At 61.4% G+C, this 513-nt stretch carries 1 protein-coding gene; it reads right to left on the bottom strand.

All coding sequences use genetic code 11. The features are described 5' to 3' along the window. Positions 1–513: ABC transporter permease (locus tag BN1133_RS08930; RefSeq protein ID WP_050666194.1), on the bottom strand; the 513-nt coding region annotated here is incomplete at both ends.

Raw genomic sequence — 513 nt, 5'->3', positions numbered from 1 at the left:
TGAACACCAGGAAGATGAGCGCCACCGCCATGTAGAAGGTGAAGGGGAGCTGGGTCGAGCCGGCGGCCAGGGAGGCCTTTCGCACCATGTCGTCGAGGCCGATGATGGAGACCAGGGCCGTGGTCTTGAGCAGCACCAGCCAGTTGTTGCCAAACCCCGGCAGAGCGTGACGCATCATCTGGGGAAACAGGATGCGCACAAATACCTGGAGCGGGCGCATGCCAAAAGCGCGGGCCGCCTCGAGCTCCCCCTTGTCCACCGCCATGATGGCACCGCGGAAGGTCTCGGCCATGTAGGCACCGAAGATGAAGCCGATAGTGGCTACCCCGGCGGCAAACGGGCTGATGTCGATGTAATCGGGCACCAGAGAGACCCACTCCTGATTGGGATCCCCCTTGAGCAGCCAGGCGTTGTAGCTCTCGTTGATCCAGGTCAGCAGGTTGTTGATAAACACCTGGCCACCGAAGAAGAGCAGCATCATCAGCACCAGATCGGGGATGCCGCGAATGAGGG

Origin of the sequence: Aeromonas schubertii (genome assembly GCF_000820105.1) — a bacterium.
GTDB lineage: Bacteria > Pseudomonadota > Gammaproteobacteria > Enterobacterales > Aeromonadaceae > Aeromonas > Aeromonas schubertii.
Note: the sequence above shows the minus strand (reverse complement) of the source record. Positions and strands in the feature narration are given on the sequence as shown.